This is a genomic window from Halobacillus sp. AWH4_228, assembly GCF_056158365.1.
On sequence record NZ_JBSWTE010000001.1, the window covers coordinates 1211514 to 1228228 of the forward strand.

Annotated in this window: 15 protein-coding genes and 1 other RNA gene; 9 read left to right on the forward strand and 7 right to left on the reverse strand. The window is 46.2% G+C overall.

Features of this window, described 5'->3' with window-relative positions; all coding sequences use genetic code 11:
* The first annotated feature begins 80 nt into the window (after nucleotides 1-80).
* A complete protein-coding gene (locus tag ACXADP_RS05915) occupies nucleotides 81-824 on the forward strand; it encodes an alpha/beta hydrolase (protein WP_474971079.1) in 744 nt (247 codons plus the stop codon).
* A 36-nt stretch (nucleotides 825-860) separates the two neighbouring features.
* On the forward strand, nucleotides 861-3155 hold the full coding sequence (gene rnr, locus ACXADP_RS05920) for a ribonuclease R (protein WP_474969357.1): 2295 nt from the start codon (nucleotides 861-863) through the stop codon (nucleotides 3153-3155).
* A gap of 346 nt (nucleotides 3156-3501) precedes the next feature.
* Here the strand turns inward: rnr and ACXADP_RS05925 are convergent, their stop codons facing one another.
* Together ACXADP_RS05925 and ACXADP_RS05930 are read right to left on the reverse strand one after the other, a co-directional pair.
* On the reverse strand, nucleotides 3502-3921 hold the full coding sequence (locus ACXADP_RS05925) for a Thoeris anti-defense Tad2 family protein (protein WP_474969356.1): 420 nt from the start codon (nucleotides 3919-3921) through the stop codon (nucleotides 3502-3504).
* Between the two features lie 72 nt (nucleotides 3922-3993).
* Entirely contained in the window at nucleotides 3994-4866 is an 873-nt protein-coding gene (locus tag ACXADP_RS05930) for a GNAT family N-acetyltransferase (protein WP_474971080.1), read from the reverse strand.
* Between the two features lie 159 nt (nucleotides 4867-5025).
* Between ACXADP_RS05930 and smpB the strand changes: the two genes are divergently transcribed.
* The 5 genes from smpB to ACXADP_RS05955 all read left to right on the forward strand — a co-directional run bounded on the left by smpB (nucleotide 5026) and on the right by ACXADP_RS05955 (nucleotide 7782).
* On the forward strand, nucleotides 5026-5490 hold the full coding sequence (gene smpB, locus ACXADP_RS05935; RefSeq protein ID WP_027956362.1) for an SsrA-binding protein SmpB: 465 nt from the start codon (nucleotides 5026-5028) through the stop codon (nucleotides 5488-5490).
* Between the two features lie 97 nt (nucleotides 5491-5587).
* Nucleotides 5588-5950: a transfer-messenger RNA gene (gene ssrA / locus ACXADP_RS05940) on the forward strand.
* Nucleotides 5951-6524: 574 nt separating this feature from the next.
* Nucleotides 6525-6959 carry a DUF5392 family protein gene (locus ACXADP_RS05945; RefSeq protein WP_474969354.1) on the forward strand — a complete coding sequence of 145 codons (435 nt, stop codon included), beginning with the start codon at nucleotides 6525-6527 and terminating at the stop codon, nucleotides 6957-6959.
* Nucleotides 6952-7602 carry a GTP pyrophosphokinase gene (locus ACXADP_RS05950; protein WP_474969353.1) on the forward strand — a complete coding sequence of 217 codons (651 nt, stop codon included), beginning with the start codon at nucleotides 6952-6954 and terminating at the stop codon, nucleotides 7600-7602. Before ACXADP_RS05945 ends, ACXADP_RS05950 begins: the two co-directional genes overlap by 8 nt.
* A 27-nt stretch (nucleotides 7603-7629) precedes the next feature.
* On the forward strand, nucleotides 7630-7782 hold the full coding sequence (locus tag ACXADP_RS05955; protein ID WP_474971081.1) for a hypothetical protein: 153 nt from the start codon (nucleotides 7630-7632) through the stop codon (nucleotides 7780-7782).
* 35 nt (nucleotides 7783-7817) lie between these two features.
* On the opposite strand, the gene ACXADP_RS05960 is transcribed toward ACXADP_RS05955, so the two are convergent.
* The gene (locus ACXADP_RS05960; protein WP_474971082.1) at nucleotides 7818-8663 is read right to left on the reverse strand and encodes a TetR/AcrR family transcriptional regulator; all 846 of its coding nucleotides are present in this window, start codon (nucleotides 8661-8663) and stop codon (nucleotides 7818-7820) included.
* 106 nt (nucleotides 8664-8769) lie between these two features.
* On the opposite strand from ACXADP_RS05960, the gene ACXADP_RS05965 reads away from it, so the two are divergent.
* Nucleotides 8770-11919, forward strand: coding sequence for an efflux RND transporter permease subunit (locus tag ACXADP_RS05965; RefSeq protein ID WP_474971083.1), 3150 nt, complete (start codon nucleotides 8770-8772; stop codon nucleotides 11917-11919).
* A 68-nt stretch (nucleotides 11920-11987) separates the two neighbouring features.
* Here ACXADP_RS05965 and ACXADP_RS05970 read toward each other — a convergent pair whose 3' ends face one another.
* A complete protein-coding gene (locus tag ACXADP_RS05970) occupies nucleotides 11988-12929 on the reverse strand; it encodes an arginine deiminase family protein (protein WP_474969348.1) in 942 nt (313 codons plus the stop codon).
* Nucleotides 12930-13051: 122 nt separating this feature from the next.
* Between ACXADP_RS05970 and ACXADP_RS05975 the strand changes: the two genes are divergently transcribed.
* On the forward strand, nucleotides 13052-14371 hold the full coding sequence (locus ACXADP_RS05975; protein WP_474969347.1) for an amino acid permease: 1320 nt from the start codon (nucleotides 13052-13054) through the stop codon (nucleotides 14369-14371).
* Here the strand turns inward: ACXADP_RS05975 and ACXADP_RS05980 are convergent.
* The 3 genes from ACXADP_RS05980 to ACXADP_RS05990 all read right to left on the reverse strand — a co-directional run bounded on the left by ACXADP_RS05980 (nucleotide 14360) and on the right by ACXADP_RS05990 (nucleotide 16540).
* Entirely contained in the window at nucleotides 14360-15106 is a 747-nt protein-coding gene (locus tag ACXADP_RS05980) for a YqcI/YcgG family protein (protein ID WP_474969346.1), read from the reverse strand. The two genes, ACXADP_RS05975 and ACXADP_RS05980, sit on opposite strands and share 12 nt — an antisense overlap.
* Before the next feature lie 62 nt (nucleotides 15107-15168).
* A complete protein-coding gene (locus ACXADP_RS05985; protein ID WP_474971084.1) occupies nucleotides 15169-15792 on the reverse strand; it encodes a LysE family transporter in 624 nt (207 codons plus the stop codon).
* A 127-nt stretch (nucleotides 15793-15919) separates the two neighbouring features.
* On the reverse strand, nucleotides 15920-16540 hold the full coding sequence (locus ACXADP_RS05990) for a spore coat protein (RefSeq protein WP_474971085.1): 621 nt from the start codon (nucleotides 16538-16540) through the stop codon (nucleotides 15920-15922).
* Nucleotides 16541-16715: the final 175 nt, after the last annotated feature.

The following is a 16715-nucleotide window of genomic DNA, read 5'->3' on the forward strand; positions in this document are numbered from 1 at the left end:
TTTTGGTAAAATAGAATACATTGCTGAAAAGAATGAAATTTATCAATATAGGACATAGATGAAGTAAGGAGAGAATGAACATGAAGATCAAACAACCTCAGCCATTTACGTTTGAGGGAGGAGACCGTGCGGTATTATTATTACATGGATTCACCGGCCACTCTGCCGATGTGCGCATGCTGGGCCGGTTTTTACAGAAGCACGGGTACACCACCCATGCCCCTATTTATGCCGGTCATGGCAGAGAGTTTGAAGCTCTGCTTGATGCAAGACCTGAAGACTGGTGGAGCGATGTACAGGAAGCATTGAATCACTTGAGGGAACTCGGATATAAGGAAATCGCTGTGGCAGGATTGTCCCTTGGTGGTGTTCTGGGACTGAAAACCGCTTATTCCGCTCCAGTCAAAGGTCTGATCACGATGTGTTCCCCTGTTTTCTTCGATAACGAGAAACAGCTGACGAAAACGTTCGAATTCAAAGCACGTCAGTATAAGCAGCTGGAAGGAAAAGGTGAAGAGACCATTGAAAAGGAAATCCAGGACCTGCTTGATGAATCGAAGGAAATGTTCACAGAACTTGGCGGACTAATCAATGAAGTACACGATAACATTGATCAAATTTATACGCCGACCTTCGTAGTACAGGGAACACAGGATGATATGATCAATACAAGCAGTGCCGATTATATATACGAAGAGGTAGAAACAGACGATAAACAAATCAAATGGTACGAAAATTCCGGACATGTCATTACGATGGACAAGGAAAAAGAAGAACTGCATGAAGATATCCTGCAGTTCCTGAATTCCCTTGACTGGTCCTGACGCGTCTGGTCCTTCACTCAAAAGGAGGTAAGGCAATTGACGACTGAATTAAAACAGCAGATTTTAAACTTATTTAAAGAAACCGCTTCGAAGCCTCTATCTGTGCAGGAATTGCAGGATACGATGGAACTTGGAAGCTCTGAGGAATTTAAAGTATTGATGAAATCCTTAAATGAATTGGAAGAAGAAGGAGAGCTTGTCCAAACGAGGAAGAACCGTTTTGGACTTCCGGAAAAAATGAACCTGATCCGCGGCCGCATTCAAATGCATGCGAAGGGGTTCGCTTTTCTAATTCCTGATGATGAAGACAGCGACGACGTTTATATTCACCATTCCGACCTTCATTCAGCGATGAACAATGATAAAGTCTTCGTCCGTATTGAAAAACGGAAGGAAGACGGATCGCGCCCTGAAGGTGCCGTCATCCGTATATTGGAAAGGGCGACGACAAGAGTCGTGGGTACGTATGAGTCCAGCCGCAACTTTGGCTTTGTCATCGCGGATGATAAGCGGATTCCCAATGATATCTTCATTCCTAAATCCCAGAACAACGGAGCTGTAGACGGTCACAAGGTTATTGTGAATATTACCAAGTTTCCTGAAGACCGGATGAGCGCCGAAGGAGAGATTGTAGAAATCCTCGGTCACAAAAATGATCCGGGAATCGACATTCTTTCAATCATTCATAAACACGGGATAAAAATTGATTTTCCAAACGAAGTCCTGGAACAGGCAGCAGAAACGCCTGACCAGATCAGCGAGGATGAAATCAAGAACCGCAGAGATCTGCGGGACGAGACGATTGTAACGATTGACGGGGCCGATGCGAAAGATCTGGATGATGCTGTTGCGGTGAAACAGCTGGACAACGGGAATTATCACCTTGGCGTCCACATTGCTGATGTCACCTATTACGTCGGTGAAGGCTCTGCGATCGATCAGGAAGCCAGACAGCGGGCTACAAGTGTGTACCTTGTTGACCGGGTTATTCCGATGATCCCTCACAGGCTTTCCAACGGCATCTGCTCACTCAACCCTCAGGTGGACCGTCTCACTCTTTCCTGTGAAATGGAAATCAGTCCAAAAGGGGAAGTTGTTTCCCATGAGATTTTCCAAAGCGTAATCAAAACAAACGAGCGTATGACTTATAAAGATGTCAACGAAATCTTAACGAACGAAGATCCTGCCTTGATGGAAAAGTATAAAGATCTTGTTCCGATGTTCCAGAACATGGAAAACCTTGCTTCGATTCTCCGTGGTAAACGGATGGACCGCGGCGCGATTGATTTTGACTTCAAAGAAGCGGGTGTTGTCGTAGATGAGGAAGGAAAAGCCGTTGATGTGCGCCTGCGTGAGCGTTCAGTAGCAGAACGTCTCATTGAGGAATTCATGCTTGCAGCGAACGAAACGGTTGCTGAACACTTCCACTGGATGGAAGTCCCATTCATCCACCGTATCCACCAGGAGCCGGCTGAGGATAAGCTGCAGACGTTCTTCGACTTTGTAGCCAATATGGGCTACGTCGTAAAAGGAACGGCGGACAGTGTCCACCCTCAAGCGCTGCAGAAGGTGCTGGAAGAAGTGAAGGGGACGCAGGAGGATATGATCATATCCAAACTAATGCTCCGCTCCATGCAGCAGGCGAAATATGATCCGCAGGGACTTGGACACTTTGGACTTGCTACGGATTATTATACGCACTTCACGTCCCCGATCCGCCGTTATCCTGACTTGATCGTTCACCGGTTAATCCGGACGTATCTGGTAGAGAATAAGGTGGATTACAAAACGCGGAAGCATTGGAAAGACCAGATGCCGGAAATCGCCCGCCACTCCTCGGAAATGGAGCGTGCAGCAGTTGATGCCGAGCGTGAAACCGATGACCTGAAGAAAGCCGAATACATGCAGGATAAAGTCGGTGAGGAGTATGAAGGTGTCATCAGTTCTGTCACCAGCTTCGGCATGTTCGTCGAGCTGCCGAACACGGTGGAGGGTCTTGTTCATGTCAGTACTCTGACTGATGACTATTACCACTTCCATGAGAAGCAGTATGCGATGATCGGGGAACGGACTGGAAATGTGTTCCGGATCGGTGATGAGGTCACCATACGTGTAACCAACGTCAATATTGAGGAAAGAGTCGTTGACTTTGAAATTGACGGGATGAAGCCGCGTAAAGAGCGGAAGCGTCCGGAACGCCCGAAGAAAATTGAATCCAAAGGCCCCGACCGGAAGAAAGAAAAAGAGAAAAAGAAAAACAAACAGAAAGGGAACAAACCTTTCTATAGAAACAAAGGCGTTCCTAAAAAAGGAAGTAAGAAAAAGAAATAGAGTACAAAAGACGCGCCGGAAGGCGCGTCTTTTCAGTATGTAAAATAGTCTGTGTCATCCAGTTGGAATCGGCCGGATGTTGTGGGGAGGGGGGCTCGTTCCGCTTATCGGTGGATGCTTGTCCCGCGCACAGCTGAAGTTCCCACAGGTGTCACAACCGAACATTTTTTGATTCACAAGACCGGGATGGGCTGCGCTGTTGCCGCTTGCGTGGGAAAAGGTGAAGGAGAGTCTTTTTTGATGTTAAAGAATTCCCAAAGGGGCTTTCGATCCTGGCGGTAAGAAAGAAAAAAAGCTTGTAAAGAAACAGAGGCTTCTCTACAAGCTGAAAAGACGAGTCTTTAGTTTAGGCACTTAACGTGTGCTGAACATTGGCAACATCTTTTTCGTTTAAGTGGCGGGCAGACTCTTCAAGGTCCAGATCCACATAGGTGGACCATTGAGAGAGTTCCTCCCGCGGAACAATATGGTTGTTCAAAATGTGGCCTTCCTTTTCAGAACGGATGTGGTAGGAAATGAACAATTTCCCTTCCATCAATTCTCGATCGTGGGAAACAGAAACAATCATCCAGTTATCTTTTACAGATGATTCCCAATCAGATGCCAGCGCATCTTCAGCCGTAAGCTGATACACAGATGGTTCGTTATGATCAAAAAAGACAATGACGCCTTCTTTATCTTTTGTAATATATCCAGGGTTCTTCCAGGAATGACGTTTCAAAGCATGACCTTCATCTAACATTTGTGCGGCTTTCATAAAGTCCATTGCAATAAGTCCTTTCTCGTGGAAATTTTCACCTTATGGATTTTATAGACTGCAAACGCTTCCTGTCAACTGTTAGAATGAAGTTTTCACCCATTGTCCATATAAGATCCAAGGATCCTGTACATCATAGGGAGTCAGGTCAGGGATACTTTTAAATCCCAAGGGTGAAAAGTCGATCCAGCATCCCGTATTACCGGGGTTTTGTTCCCAGTGTTTAAGGACCGTTTCGAAAAAGCCGGGCTGTTCATAATGATCATCCCAGAAATATTTAACGTGGGAGTAATCGTATTTCTTTGTGTCATTTTTGATGATGATGAACCGCTGGTGGTCGGGACTGATATAGAAAGAAGAGTCACCGAGGTATTGATCAGTGAAAAAGGCTTCATCATAAGGGAAGGGATAATAACATTCATAAGGGAAAGTGCCGAGAGCGTTGCTTTTTAACGTCTGAAGGAGCTTCCGCTTATCTTCCAGATTATGGACCGTCCTCCACGCTCTCCCTTTGGTGTGTCCAGTGAGAAAATCCGGCCGCTTTAAAGTAAGGTAATGGCTTACAGGACCTTGGTCAAGCCTGAGCTTTCCAAGGACCCTCCTTGCTGGAAGGTTTCCGATGTGTGTGTTCGCACCAAGCCACCGGATGCCGGGGGAGGTGGTTAATTCGTTAATGATGGCGGAGAGAAGGTGGGTGGCGTGTCCTTTAGCCAAGTACCGCTGGTCACTGCGGAGCCTCCCCAGCATAGCAAACTGCTTCTTTCCAAATAAGCTGTAGCCGGCTACAGAGAGCATCCGTCTATCTTGGAATAAGCCGAACAGTCTATGCTCTTCAGAGGTAACAAGGCGCTCAAAAATCCGGACGACGTAATCGTCCTCAATGCCTGTTTCCATCGCCTGAAGGATGTATATATCATCCACGGTCAGCGTTTTGACCTGGAGCACCTGATTCATCGATTCTGCCCCTTTCTTCTTCTTTTTCCACCTTTATATTCTCATAATTCGAATAAGGAAGTCTATGGAGAGGCATCCGCTTTCATCAATAGGTTATCCGTTGGAATCAACGAAGTCGGCGTGGTACAATAAAGGGACGTAACAGAGGAGGAAGTCACTATGCCTAGAGGAAATGGAAAGACATTGGCTCAGAATAAAAAAGCCCGCCATGACTACACGATCGAAGAAACATTTGAAGCAGGTGTGGTTCTGCAGGGCACAGAAATCAAATCGATCCGTAACGGACGGTTGAACTTAAAGGACAGCTTCGCCCGTATTCATAAAGGAGAAGTATATCTGCATAACATGCACATTTCACCATATGAACAGGGCAATATTTTCAACCATGATCCTACACGGGCGCGTAAGCTTCTGCTGCACCGTAAGGAAATCAACCAGTTGATTGGACAGACCCAGCAGAAAGGGTATTCCCTTGTCCCTTTGAAGGTCTATATTAAAAACGGCGTCGCTAAAGTTTTAATCGGCCTTGGTAAAGGGAAGAAGAAATATGATAAGCGTGAAGATTTGAAGCAGAAACAGCAGAAGCGGGAGATCGACCGCGCAATCAAGGAAAGCTTGAAGTAAGCACGCCCCTTGAAAAAATATTTTAATATGCTATAATAGTTATTGTCGTTAATTCGACAAGCAAGACGACAGCTTGGCTGTTCTCTTTAATCCTAACGGGGACGTTACGGATTCGACGGGGATAGGTCGAGCCCGGGTCGCGAGTCGAGTGACGTCTCGTAAACCGTCATTTGCCTAAATATAACTGGCGAATCTAACGAAAACCTAGCTGTAGCTGCGTAAGTAGTCTATAGCTGATCCTTCCCGGCATCGCCCATGTGCTGGATGAAGGGTCTCAAACTGAAGTGGGCTACGCGTTTTTCCACCGCCTGAGGAAAAACGAAGAGACTAAACAGGCTAGCTGCTTGGAAGCCTGTTGATAGGCCGAAGAGACAGTGAACTATAAATATATCAACTACGCTCGTAGAAGCCCGGGTGCCGATATCTCCGGACGTGGGTTCGACTCCCACCGTCTCCACCAATACATATATTGGTGGTTTTTTTTTATGGGTAAAAAAGAAAGCGCATCCAGTGTGATTCCTGATTTTTCTAAAAGTTTTTATGTGTCATCTGCTATAACGGTTCTTTAACGTATTGATCCCCGTGTCAGCCTCCTTGGTGTCTGTTGTGTTCTTTGGTGCCTGTATCTCTGAAGGGTAATCTTTTTAGTACCGGGGAACCTTGAGAGCGCGGAGGCTTCATTTAGAATTCCGGGTGGTGCTTATGCCTGTGCTGAAGTTGCGGATGTATAATTATACGCATTTTATAAATGACAGGGTGACCGATCAGTCAAAGCGGTATTCTTTTACTGGTGGGGCACTATCTGTTGACTACCTGGTCACTTGTGTGTATGATAGAGTCATAATCATATAACGTCCTTCTAAGGGGAGTAGCTTTTACGGTAACGTCGTCATTACAGAGACTTGTCTCTCGGCTTTATCGGCAGCAGACGCTGTTAGCAAGACCTTACCACTATGGTACAGGTCCCTTATTGTCTGAAACGATCTGTACCTTGTACAGGTCGTTTTTTATTTCTTTAAAAGGAGAGGAACAGAGTGAACTTACAATCCATGAAAGTTTCCATGCCAACGTATATGTCTAAGGAATTCGAGAAAATGGAGAAAATAACAGAACCAAAAACGAAAAAAATGCGGAGGTATTCGCTTGTTTCTCTATTTATGCTGCCGATGGCTGTGTTTAATATCATCAGCCTCGTCTTCTTCACTGAGACGATGGCGGTCGTCCCGGTTCTTCTGTTTAGTGCCGCGGGGGCTGTGGCTTTAGCCCTTCAAAAAGAGGTGAAGGTTCTCTTGAAAGAAGTGCAGGAAATGATGGTCAGTTATATGAAAGAGCGGATGGATAAGGCAGCAGGGATGAATCCGATCCGGCTCAACCGATTCAAAACACAACTGGAAGAAAATCCGAACCAATCCGTTAAAGTATTCGCAGAATTTCTCGAAGCAGAAAGAGAGTGGTCAGGGAATGAATAAGGAAGAGGTCGTAGAAATGACAAAGCTGCACATAGGAGAGTGGAAGGACCTTTTAATCTTGTATAAATTTGGTCTGGATGAAATCAACACAAAGTTGAAAATTCTTAACGAAGAATTTAAATACTTGTATAACCATAACCCTATTGAGCATTTAAAATCGAGAGTGAAGGACCCTGCCGGCATTGCAGAAAAGTTGAAAAGAAAAGGCTGTGATCCTACTAAGGAAAATGCACGGGAATATGTTCAGGATATCGCAGGGATAAGGATCATCTGCTCTTTTGTTTCTGATATCTATAAGATTTATGACATGCTTGATCAGCAGGATGATATCCATGTGATCGAGGTGAAAGACTACATCGAAAACCCAAAACCGAACGGCTATAAAAGCCTCCATCTTATTTTGGAAGTCCCTGTGTTTTTATCCAATCGAACGGAGATGGTCAAAGTTGAAGTTCAGATCAGAACGGTAGCGATGGATTTCTGGGCAGGTATTGAGCATAAGCTGTACTACAAATATGAAAAAAGCGTCCCCGATCATCTCGCTGGAGAGCTGTTGAAGGCTGCGGAAACTGTCCATGCGCTGGATGACAAGATGAGCGGTTTGAAGAAAGAAGTCGATATGTTGGAAGCGTCACACGTTTAACCAATGAAAAAGGTGAGGTGGGCAAAGATGGAAAAGCACACGGTCGATAAGAAGCGGGACACGTTTATCAGCCGTCTTAGAAGTCAGGGTGTGAATATACAAGTGACGTCAAAAAAGAAAAAAGAGGTAAAGCCGCTGCTGGACCTGAATGTACCGAAATGGAAAAATGCCTTTCATTGATAAGAAAAAGCCGCCTTCAACGGCGGCTTCCTTTTCTACATATAATGGGCGCGGATTTGTGTGGACAGGTCTATATATTCATCATATCTTTCCAGGTTAAAGACCATTCCTTTTATAACGGCTGGTCTCGGTGCTTCGGATTTCAACTCCTGAAGAAGAATGTCTGCTGTATCTTTCAAATCCACATCATCCCTCTGGGCATAAATTTCTTGAAGCTGGAAGACAATGTCTTCCAGCTGGTTGAACTGGTAATTTTCAGGGATAACCCGTTTAATGACTTCGTCTGTTATGACGGGGCAGTCATGGCCGTTTTCAAACCCTTCCATAATAGCATCCATTTTGTTGGCTATTGACTCCGCGACCTTCAAAAGACTGAACTCCATTTTATCCATAATCATAAGGTCCATGTACGTTTTGAATAAGCTCTGGACGGTCAGGCTCGCTTCCCAGGCGTAGGGTTCTGCCTTGGTCCCGTAAATGGCAAGGATGTGGTTACGGTAGAACAACACGGAATGATACCGCATCCGTCTGATTAAATTCTCGATCATATCATTGAACGGGATCACCTGCTCGCGTACCTGCATGATGATGAATTCGCGGTGGTCCGCCACTTCCTCCATGGACACCTTCAATTGATGGATGAATTTCTCCTTTGGCGGCATAGGGGTGGAAGATACTTCGTTGATTCTCTTCTGCATCCGCCTCCAGTAATGTTCGAACAATTCGTAAAGAAGGTCATCCTTTGTATCAAAGTGAAGATAAAAAGCTCCCTTGGAAATATTGGCTGCTTTGGCGATTTCCTGAACGGATGTAGAGCTGAATCCTTTTCTAGCGAATAATTTTATAGAAGTCTCGATGATATTGAGTTTTTTCTGATCCATATAGATAGCACCTTTCAAATAGTGTAACACTTGACTGGTGACTGACCGGTCATGTATATTGTAGAACGTGATGACCGATTAGTCAATTAGAGGGGGAGAATATAAAGTGAAGAAGATCATTGATTTTTCAATGAACAATAAGTTTGCTGTCTGGTTAATGACTATTATTATAACAGCAGCAGGGCTCTATTCGGGCTTGAATATGAAATTGGAAACCATACCTGATATTGAACCGCCGATTATAACCGTAACAACGGTCTACCCGGGTGCTACTCCAGCCGAAGTAGCCGGAGAAGTTTCGGAACCGTTGGAACAGCAGGTTCAAAATTTAAGTGGAGTAAAAACGGTAAGTTCGAGTTCTTTCCAAAACGCTTCAAATATCCAGTTGGAGTATGGATACAGCAAGGATTTAGATGAAGCTGAGGATGAACTGCAGGAAGCTGTGGATTCGGCTGCGCTTCCGGATGATGTGCAGGAACCGGACGTGTCCCGCATCAACTTCAATGCTTTTCCAGTCTTAAGTATGAGTGTGATCAGCGAAGGACAGAGCCTTGAAGAACTGACCGCTGAGGTTGAAGATTCGATTAAACCACAGCTGGAAGGTCTGGAAGGTGTTGCAGATGTACAGATATCCGGACAGCAGGTCCAGGAAGTGCAGATGTCCTTTGATGAGGAAGCTCTTGCTGAAAGAGGCATGGATCAGGAAACTGTGCAGAATATCATCCAAGGGTCGAACGTGACGTTCCCGCTCGGGCTTTATAACTTTGATGATACACAGAAGTCTGTCATGATTGATGGCAATGTGTCTTCCCTTGAAGATTTGAAACAGCTTGAAATTCCTGCGATCCCATCCCAGAGTGATTCGTCCTCTGCTCAAAGTCAGCAGGCGGCAGGAGCAGCGCAGGGGCAGCAGAGCGATGCCGCTGCAGCTCAGCAAGGGGCAGCCGATGCTCAGGCACAGCAGGCCGAGGGGGTTCCAACTGTTCAGCTTCAGGACATTGCGGATCTTGAGATTGTTGGACAGACGGAATCGATTTCAAGAACCAATGGGGAGGAATCCATCTCCATTCAAATTGTAAAATCACAGGAAGCAAACACCGTGGACGTGGTGAATCTTGTGAAGGAAACGACCGAAGATCTTGAAAGTGATTTAGATGGTCTTGAGTTTATCTATTCCTTTGACCAGGGAGAACCGATTGAAGAATCTGTAAGTACGATGCTGAACAAAGCGTTGTTCGGCGGATTGTTCGCTATTCTTGTCATTCTGTTGTTCCTCCGTAACTTTAGAACAACACTGATTTCTGTTGTGTCCATTCCATTATCACTGCTGATCGCGATTCTTATATTGAATCAGATGGACATTACCTTGAACATTATGACGCTCGGAGCCATGACTGTGGCTATCGGCCGGGTTGTGGATGATTCCATTGTTGTCGTGGAGAACATCTACAGGCGGATGGCGCTTAAAGACGAAGAACTTGAAGGGAAGGCTTTAGTTCGAGCGGCTACGAAAGAAATGTTTATGCCGATTCTTTCTTCAACCATTGTAACGATAGCGGTATTCCTTCCGCTTGGATTAGTTGAAGGTGTCGTCGGTCAGGTATTCCTGCCGTTCGCGTTAACGGTCGTCTTTGCACTCCTTGCTTCCTTAGTGGTTGCTGTTACGATCGTACCGATGATGTCTCATTCCCTTCTTACGAAAGAAAGAGCTCAAAAGGGACACCAGGAAGGCCCGGGTAAAATTGCGAAATGGTACCGCTCAGTATTAAACCGTGTGTTAAACCATAAGATTATTACTTCTCTAGTAGCTGTAGCTATTCTCGTTGGAAGTATCGCTCTTATCCCTCTTGTAGGGGTCAGCTTCCTTCCTTCAGAAGAGCAGAAGATGGTCATGCCGACGTACAGCCCGGCACCGGGTCAGACGATTGAAGATGTTGAAGAGATTGCTTCCGAAGCCCATGAATACTTTGACGGGCGGGACAATGTGCAGACGATTCAATATTCTGTCGGTGGAGAAAATCCGATGAGCCCGGGAGCATCCAATCAGGCAGCCTTTTTCGTTGAATATGACAGCGAAACAGAAAACTTTGAATCAGAAAAAGAGCAGGTGCTCGAAGACTTGAAAGCGATGACGGATGAAGGGGAATGGGCAAGTCAGGACTTCTCCTCCACAGGGTCCAGCAATGAAATTGAAGTTCAAGTCTTTGGTGACAATACGGATGAAATCAAGCCATATGTAGAAGAAGTACAAACACTGCTCGAAGATCAGGATGAATTGAAAGACGCTTCCTCCTCTCTTTCCGAATCGTATGAGGAATATACACTGGTTGCCGACCAGGAAAAAATGAGCCAGCTCGGTTTGACAGCGGGTCAATTGGGAATGGAGCTCAGTTCCAATGGTGAACGTACAGAAATCACCACCATTCAGGAAGATGGAGAAGAACTTCAGGTGTACCTGGAAGTAGAGCAGGACAATTACAGTAATATTGATGATTTAACCGATAACGAAATCCAGTCACCACTAGGTACATCTGTACCGATCAGTGAAGTCGTAGAAGTTGAAGAAGGCACGACTGAAGATACGATCAGCCGCCGGAACGGCCAGGTGTATGCAAGTGTCAGTGCCAAGACGACAACGGATGATATCGGATCTGTATCTGCAAGTGTTCAGGAAGAGCTGGATCAGATTGATCACCCGGCTTCCATTGACCTATCCATCGGTGGTGTGACGGAGGATATTAACGAGTCCTTCAGTCAGCTTGGATTAGCCATGCTGGCAGCCATCGCCATTGTGTATGTTGTGCTGGTCATCTTCTTTGAAGGTGCACTCGCGCCATTTGCGATCCTGTTTTCTCTTCCGTTTACGATCATCGGAGCAGTAGTCGGCTTACTGATTGGCGGAGAAACGTTAAGTATCTCGGCTATGATCGGGGCTCTTATGCTCATTGGTATCGTCGTAACGAACGGTATTGTATTGATTGACCGAGTCATTCAAAGAGAAAAAGATGGCTTCTCTACGCGTGAAGCGCTGCTTGACGCAGGAATGACACGTATCCGCCCAATATTGATGACAGCTCTGGCAACAATCGGAGCACTGCTTCCATTAGCCCTCGGCTTTGAAGGCGGCTCGATCATCAGTAAAGGACTGGGAATTACTGTCATCGGTGGTCTTGCAAGTTCCACATTGTTAACACTGCTGATTGTACCGGTTGTGTATGAGATGCTCAGTAAAATTGGTAAAAAGAAAAAAGCATAAAGGATTGTAATGAGGAAGACTCCACGGGGAATCGTGGAGTCTTCTTTTATGATTTAAATCGGAAAAAATCATCTTCTTTCCACCGGCAGCGTCATGCAGCGGATGCCTCCGCCGCCATTTTCCAATTCGTCCACATCGATACGGATGATGTTTTTCTTTTTCAACTTTTCATGATGAAGCACTTTCTTATGGGCTTTCGTACTTACCAACAGAGTGTCCGGGTTCAGATTCAGAAAATTAATATCGGCTACGGTGTGCGTTATCTCATCTGTCCAAAAAATGTCATATCCGTGACGAGGAATGAAGTCGTCCATCATCATATAGGATCTCTCTTTAGCTGTGAAAACGTGAACGGGGAAGTACTTCATATAACTTTTGGCGATAAGAAGATCGTGGGCCGCTACATTACAGTTCATATCCATGTGCATCGTATCCCCCCGTCTTGGAAGATCGATGACACCCACTTCAGAAAACCCTTCCTCCCATAGGCGCGGAAGCAGCTTCAGGACACTTTCAAAGCTCGTCCGAAGTCCTGTGTTAATAAAAACCGCCTCTTTACTTAGAACGAGGACATCACCAAACTCAAGAGCGTTGGTCTCATTATTGGCTTGAAGTGAGAAACGGTCTTCAGGGAACCAGTTTTCAAAAAGTTTGTGGGCATACAGGTATTCCGGTCTTCTCATGGATATGCCGGCTTCACCGGGAACGACGAGCGTACCAAAAACACAGGCGAGATCCCTTGCAAAAACCCGATTGATCAATCGGGCATGAAAGGCTTGATCAGGCTCAGGGAGATGGCCGGAATAATCAATGACCTCCACACCTTCCCGAGTCATGGCTTCTGTCATCTCTTGAAAAGCCGCAGCCGTTTTCTCAGGGTTCACCGGCTTTTCCCACTGCACATCATCGGCTGCTGCCTGGGTGGGAATCCTGGTCGTAGAAGGTGAACACATAATCACTTTTTTTAATTCGTCATATTCATTACAACAAAAGGGGTGTATGAGCATCATGATCACGTTCCTTCCTCATTCATTCCTTATTACTTTTTCCGAAATGGTGAAAGACATTCCCGGAACGATTTACATAAAACCTCCGCTTCACATCAAACTAGATATAAAGGAGGGAAGCGGCTGTGAAGAAGGAAAGTACCCAGGGAACACTAACATGGTGGCAGATGTCGTTTATAGGAATTGGATGCATTATTGGAACAGGTTTTTTTCTAGGTTCCAGCATAGCCATCTCGAAAGCAGGCCCCCCCGTTATTTTCGTCTACCTTGCGGCTGGTACCGGAACGTATATCGTTTTCCGCTGCCTTGCTGCCCTGACGGCGGCACACCCTGAAAAAGGATCGTTTCGTACGTACGCCAAACAGGCCTTCGGATCATGGGCGGGGTTCAGCAACGGGTGGGTGTACTGGTCGTGTGAAATGTTGATTATGGGCAGTCAGCTCACAGCTCTGGCCATCTTTGCCCAATTTTGGTTTCCGAAGCTTCCGTTATGGGTGTTTGCTCTTGTGTTCGCCCTTTTAGGTCTCCTTGTCATCTGGCTTGGTGTGCGCAAAGTGGAGCAGATGGAAAACATGTTCGGAATCATTAAAATATCCGCTGTTCTCATGTTTATTATCATTGCCGCTTTAGCCTTGACCGGAGTAATTGACCGTTCGGCTGGTACCGCCGATGCGGCCGGTGTATTCCATAATTTTTTTGAAAAAGGCTGGACCGGTTTGTGGGTGGCCCTGCTTTATGCGTTTTACGCTTTTGGGGGGATTGAAGTGATGGGATTGATGGCGGGGGAGTTGAAAGATCCAAAGGATGCCCCTAAATCAGGCACGTTGATGCTCATCGTATTAACCGTGGTGTATATGGCGGCTTTTTACTTCGTGGTTACGTTGACGTCGATTGAAAAAATAACGACCGATGAAAGTCCGTTTCTAACCGCTCTTACCGGCTATTCACTCCCCTTGGTACCGCATGTTTTCAACGCTGTCCTTATTATTGCCGGCTTTTCCACGATGGCAGCTTCTCTGTATGCGGTCACTACAATGATCATGGCTTTAAGTGAAGAAGGGGATGCACCTGGTATCTTCATCCAGAAGGAAGAAGGAAAGGTATCTAAACCAGCTTTCGTTCTTACAATTTTTGTCGTCGTCCTGTCCATTATTCTGGCTGTTCTATTACCGGACAGGCTGTTCGAATACGTGACGACAGCAGCGGGTTTGATGCTTTTATATAACTGGGCGTTTATCCTGCTTTCCTACCGTAAACTCATGGGAAAAGGGTTCAGGGATGGTTTGTTCGTGTGGACGGGACTGCTGTTTTTAGGTCTGGCCGTGAGTGGAACACTGATGGATTCTATGACAAGGATCGGTTTTTTTGTAAGCCTTGCTTTTTTAGCCGTCATTGCCCTTGCGACGTGGATCAAATTGAAGAAAGCCCCTGAATCAGGGGCGTAGGCTCCTGGTTTTAGCCAGGAAAGGACATTGGGGTAAAGAAGTATCATCATCACGTAGAAAATACTGTTCCCATTCATGGTTATCTTCCTGACCATACCATTTTAAGGCTGGATGGGCGGGAAGGTCGTCGTAGTCAACGAGTCGCTTCCGGATGACATTTTTAAGGCGTCGTCCGTAAGTGGTCGAATCATTGATATCTTCAAACACCCATCTTGGCTGAAAAGCAAGCAGCAAGGAAGGAAAACACCGGCTGTTTCTTTTTGTATGGGCGGGAGTGGCACAAAAGGCGAAATAAGGCTCTCCGTGAAAACAGAATTCCCAGGAAGGATCTTCGGGATCCTGCGAAATATCCTCGGGCCATTCTTTCTCGTCAAGAGCATGGGTTTGATTGAGCAGGGTCCAGAACACCTTCTCGTAATCCTTGATTTCAAGCTGATCTTTCAACAGCGCCCTTGTGTCACAGAAAACGACAAGGGATGTATAGCTGCCTGTCTGCCGGGAAACTTCGCCGTAGCTTTTCAGGAGTTTCCCCAGTTGCTCAGAAGCGGAAGAACTACGTGGGTCTTCTAGAAAACCAAAACGCAGCATCCCGTTGGTGTACCCCTGGATGCCCGGGACGCAGGGGTAGGCATGGTCCCTGCTTGTCAACATGTCACCAAACGCGGTAAAGGAACGCTCCTGCCAGGTTTCCAGTGCAGTCTTCGGGTTTTCTATCTCTTCTTTTGTGTAAAGCATCAAAATCTCCCTCCTGTAGTTACATCCATATCCTATGGAGGAGGGAGAGAATGGGTGACTGTCTATCCCATCAACATCTGTACAGCCTGAATACCGAAGTAAAGACCGAATCCTATTAAAATGATCCCTGAAAGGATTGAGATGGAAGAAAGAAGGCGGGTGGTCAGCCATTTTCGTGCTCCCGAAGCGGCCGAGGCCATCGTGATATCCCAGATCATGATACCGATAAAGATCCCTCCACTATAAATAAGGAGCTGGGTCTCCTCGTACGTGGAGGATATTTCTGCGAGGATGGAGCCGTAAATGCCAACCCAGAATAAAATGTTCAAGGGATTGGATAAAGCCATGAAAAAGCCTGTCCGGAATGATCTCCCCCGGGAGCCTTTTGAAGGGGCAGACCGGTGGGCATCCGTATTCTTCGCTCCTGCGATACTTTCTACACCTGTATAAATAAGGACAAAAGCACCGAACGACCACAAAAAGGTTTTGATGAGCGGAATCTGTACGTAATCAGCGAGACCAAAATAAATGAGCAGCATAAACAATCCGTCTGCAGCCATGGCTCCGACGCCGACGAGCCAGGCATGAAGGAATCCATAGCGGATGCCTTTATCCAATTGAGCCGCATTGATAGGACCGACGGGGGCGGATAACGACAGGCCCAGCAGAATATAACTAAAAAACATAAATGCCTCCTTGTATGTAGAACTTGTCTCTATACTACATAAATATGAACATTGTGGAAGGACCTTGACTGAAAATCGATGATGGATAGAAAAAAACAGGCCGCCGGATCGGCCGCCTGTTTTTCTGTTAATGGGGCATGTTTCCGTCAGGCGCCGTTGTGTAGCTTTGCAGCATCAGGTTCATATCCTGCTGCTGAAGCTGAGGTACCTGGTAATAGCCGTGTTTGTTTTGATAAAGGAAAACCTCATAGCTCATCTCAATAAAATTCGGTACACTGTCTGCGATGACGCGCCGGAGAACCGGGTTGGTCATTTCCAGGGCGGTCATAGCCAGAAGTGTGGCAAGTCCCTTTGTCTGCCCAAGCATATAGGCAGACAGACCTTTGTCCGCCAGCTCGCTGACGGACTGGTTCGGTTTTTTCGGCTGACCAGGCTTCACGCCGTAAACCACTTCATTGCTCTGCTGCATTTTATACTGCTGCGTCGCCTGTGCAGGGTCCTGGCCACTACTGAAACTCTGGACAATTGTATTATACATCTGGGTGACAAAAGCGTGCTGACGCTGTTGAATGGATTGGAGTTCCGGGTCCTGAATATGCTGACTGTACATTTGATACTGGTCGAGCAGGTTGATTAAGCCTGCAATGACCTCATGGGCATCAAAAAGTTCATGACCGCCGTGATTCGGGTTCATGTGAGTCGGCGGCATCTGCGCCCCCTGCTGCTGATTCATATTTTGTTGTTTCATCCTTATTCCTCCTCGTAGCTTCGTACATCTTAAGGTTGCCCGGATCTTCTCTCCTCATGTATTTCAAAAGATGGAATGTAACAAGGGATTTCCCCCCCTGACTGCCTTCATTACTATTTCATTACGGGGAGTGTGAGGTCGTGGATTTTGAAGGAAATCGTGATACAATAAAGAC